General features: G+C 41.8%; 4 protein-coding genes. All 4 read right to left on the reverse strand.

The annotated features are described in order from the left end of the window. On the reverse strand, positions 1–878 hold an 878-nt coding region (locus VK664_RS17960), incomplete at its 3' end, for a WD40/YVTN/BNR-like repeat-containing protein (RefSeq protein WP_461400073.1). A 269-nt stretch (positions 879–1,147) separates the two neighbouring features. Next, positions 1,148–2,050: an IS3 family transposase gene (locus VK664_RS17965; RefSeq protein WP_461400074.1), complete on the reverse strand. Its 903-nt coding sequence runs from the start codon at positions 2,048–2,050 to the stop codon at positions 1,148–1,150. Between the two features lie 2 nt (positions 2,051–2,052). Further along, positions 2,053–2,598: a helix-turn-helix domain-containing protein gene (locus VK664_RS17970; RefSeq protein ID WP_461400075.1), complete on the reverse strand. Its 546-nt coding sequence runs from the start codon at positions 2,596–2,598 to the stop codon at positions 2,053–2,055. Positions 2,599–2,870: 272 nt separating this feature from the next. Then, positions 2,871–3,581, reverse strand: coding sequence for a LolA-like protein (locus tag VK664_RS17975; RefSeq protein WP_461400076.1), 711 nt, complete (start codon positions 3,579–3,581; stop codon positions 2,871–2,873). Positions 3,582–3,736: the final 155 nt, after the last annotated feature.

Genomic DNA, 3,736 nt, shown 5'->3' on the forward strand with positions numbered 1-3,736 from the left:
CCGGCATCATTGCTCACAAATAATCCGCCTGAAGGGTTTTCTATCAATGCATATACACGATCGGTGTTTGACGGACAAACTGTAACTCCTACTATGCCCCAAAGTCCCTTCGGCAAGCCTTTATTGGTTGAAATATTTTTCCATGTATCGCCGCCATCAACAGATTTCCAGATACCGCCACCATCGCCGCCACTTTCCAAACTGTAAGGCGTGCGTTGTATCCGCCATGTACCTGCATATAAAACGGAAGGATTGCCCGGCTCCATGATCAGGTCGCTGCAACCGGTTTGATCATTTACATACAAAACTTTTTTCCAAGTCTTGCCACCATCCGTTGTTTTGAAAATTCCACGTTCCAGGTTGGGGCCAAATAAATGTCCAATGGCCGCCACCACCACGATATCCGGGTTCTTGGGATGAATCACTATACGGATGATATGCCGGGTTTCTTTCAATCCCAGGTTTCTCCAGCTTCTGCCGGCATCGTCGCTTCGCCAAATGCCAAAACCTTCGCTAACGTTTCCACGTAAAGTGCTTTCTCCTTCACCAACATATAATACAGTATTATCCGAAGGAGCAACGGCCACACAACCGATGCTGCCGCCAAAATACTTGTCACTGATGTTTTTCCAGTTGCTGCCGCCATCAATGGTCTTCCATACGCCACCGCCCGTCGCTCCGAAATAGAAAGTATTTTTCTGTTTGGGGTCTCCGGTCACTGCTCCACTCCTTCCTCCGCGAAAAGGGCCTACCAACCTGTATTTTACCTTACTGAATAAAATGCTATCATCATTATTGACAGGAGTTGTCGTCTTTTTTTGGGAGAATGATATGGTTACTGAGAAGATAGTTACCAGCAACAGCGTTAGCTTTTTCATTTCAATAAGATTAGGAGTGGAAGTTACAAAATCAAAAGTGGTTATAAAAGAAAAGAGGCCATCTCTAAGACGGCCCCCTTTCTATCAAAATTAAAGTCGAATATGTTTTTAGATACACTTCACACAGGCCAGTTCTATAGGCTATCTATGAGATAACTATGGGATCTCTATGTATGCTCTGGGGTTGTGTATCGTCCTAAAATAACTATACAGGTTATAAAATAAATCCTGATATAGTTATACAAATATAATTTTTAATCCTGCAATTGCTATACAGTCAGTTTTTCATGATTATAAGCCCGGTTGTAGTTCTTCCATCTTTTATTAAGTTGTCCTGATTTTAGATGCGTTTCATCAGGTGTCATGTAATCGCAACTGGCATGTGGTCTCAAGCCATTATATGCATTGATACTTTTACCTATTAGATTACCGGTTTGCTCAAAACCAAGCTGGCTGTTATAAAGATTAAATTCTGTTTTTATTATTCCGTTCATTCTTTCTGCCAATGCGTTTTCATAAGGATCCCCGTTTTCGGTCATGCTGATTCCTATATTATTTTCCAGCAACAGGTTTACATATTGGTGTGAGCAATATTGAGAACCTCTGTCCGAATGATGGATAACCTGCTCATTGTATATCCTGTTAGTCAAAGCCATTTTTAAAGCTTCAATGCAGCCTTCAGCGGCCAGATCATTACGGAAGCTATAACCCATAATTTTCCTGGAATAAGCATCTGTAATTAAGCTTAAATATCCCCATTGATTGATCATCCGGATATAGGTGATGTCACTAACCCAGATCTGCTCGGGCCTGGTTACTGATATTGGTTTAATAAGGTTACTGTACTTGCGCATCCAGTGCCGTGAATCAGTTGTGATAACTTTTCTTTTTCTACGGCGGATTAACAGCCTGTGTTCAGCCAGCAAATCAAAAAGATAATCTCTTCCTATACTGATCTTATGAGACGCAAGCCTGGGCTGCAATACATGATGAAGCTTTCGGGTGCCTAATGCCGGTAATTCCTTCCTGATATCCATCACTTCCTGGAGAATGACATCTTCTTTGACAAGGCTATTTTCTTTGCGCCATAATGCATCGTAATAAGCGTGTCTTGTTTTGCCAAACAATCTGCATAACTGGGCCATCCCTGTACGTGGATGATCCTGTTTCATTTTTATGACTGCCTGGCACCAGACTTTTTTCTGATATCAATTTTTAGTTGTTCTTCGGCTACATCAATCAAAGTATTTAAGGCTTTTATCTTAAGTTCTGCTTCCTGTAGCGCCTTTTGCAAAGCTGCGGTTTGTGGTGTAGCCGGGACCTTTTTCTTTTTACTCATTGGCACTTGCTTTTCAATACAAATCTCTACCTTTTCTGATTTATATTGGCGGAGCCATTCCCTGATTATTTTTGAGGATTTAATCTTGTAAGCTACCTGAGCTTCTTTTAAGCTCATCCGTCCCTGCTCAAGAGCACTAACAATGGTTCGCTTTTGAAGGTTAGTGTATTTTTTTCGCTTGACGTGATCGTGATAATGATCGGAACCATACTCTTTCATCCAACCATCTATGGACGCCTTGCCCAACCCGTAAATCCTGATGGCTTCTTTTCTGGGCAATCCTTCCTCTACTTCTTTTACAATTTTTAAAATTAAGCGCTTGTCATAATGCGACTGACGACTGGCTCTTGGAGCATAATCCGTTGTTTGGCTTGATTCCATATACACTTGTTTTGTGTATAGCTATTTTAGGACAAGACATTGGACTCAATCCGGACTCATTCCAGACTTGACCGACACTCATTCAGCACTCACCCGAAACTCGATCACCACTCGTTCATGATTCGTTCAACACCGATCATTTTTTGGATTTTTCGGAGATTGGTTGACGGCCTCTCCCCTCCCCTATCTTGTATGCCCGGTAAGATAATTGTACCAACACTTCACGGATCTTCTACAAGCTAAAATTGGCAAGATCATCTTATAATAGATTACTAATTCGCTACAAATATCTTCTCATCCACCGGCTTATTGATCTCCACCGTAGTATAGATAATAGTACCGCTTTGATTCGTTTGTGAATAAGGGATCACATAACCTTCCGGTGTTTTTTTGAAATCCGAATAGGTATTTTCTACCTCTGTAGGCGTACCGTTAACGTCAACGGTAGCAACGCTCTTTACGCGATAATAGGTTGTCGCATTAATGTATACCACTGCCGACTTGCCATTCTTATAAGTGATCTTTATTTTATAACAATCAGCACCATCTACTTTTTCCTTTCCCTGCAATTCAACCTTGTGTCCTTTTTTGGCATAGTCCAAAAAAGAAGTTTGTAGGTCAAGTTGGCTTTGGCCGGCTTTCACCATGTCTTCAGAAGCTTCTTCAGGACCCGTCATTCCCTGGAAGGGCAAGAAGTTCCAGCCCTTGGTCGGCGTCGTAATTCGGTATCCCTCCGACATGCCCGGAACAGAAATATCTGTTCTTGCACCCTTGCCATTCAAAACTGTTACCGTGATGCCAACATCAAATCCTTGAGTGGTAAGTGTGCCGTCCATTTTAATGGAATTCAGCGCCATCATTTTTTCTTTGCCGCCGATGGCTGCGATGAATTTATCGATCACTTCATCAACGGTTTGTGCTTTCACTCCATTTACAGTCACCAGCAATAACATCGCCAGGCAAATTCTTTTTATCTGTTTCATAAATTTTATTTTTTATTGGTTATTCAGGTTTATACAATTTCGCATCAACAGGTTTATTGAGTTCGATCTTCTCGTAGTTCAGTGGCCCGCTGTTGAAACCGCTTGCGCCACCCTTCAACTCTGATGTAAAAGGAAAGAGTATCCCATCAACAGCT

Source organism: Flavitalea sp., assembly GCF_035489435.1.
Classification (GTDB): domain Bacteria; phylum Bacteroidota; class Bacteroidia; order Chitinophagales; family Chitinophagaceae; genus DATHKG01.

Coding starts and splice junctions, on each gene's coding strand:
- VK664_RS17965 (WP_461400074.1), bottom strand. CDS start 2,050: ATGAAACAGGATCATCCACGTACAGGGATGGCCCAGTTATGCAGATTG.
- VK664_RS17975 (WP_461400076.1), bottom strand. CDS start 3,581: ATGAAACAGATAAAAAGAATTTGCCTGGCGATGTTATTGCTGGTGACT.
- VK664_RS17970 (WP_461400075.1), bottom strand. CDS start 2,598: ATGGAATCAAGCCAAACAACGGATTATGCTCCAAGAGCCAGTCGTCAG.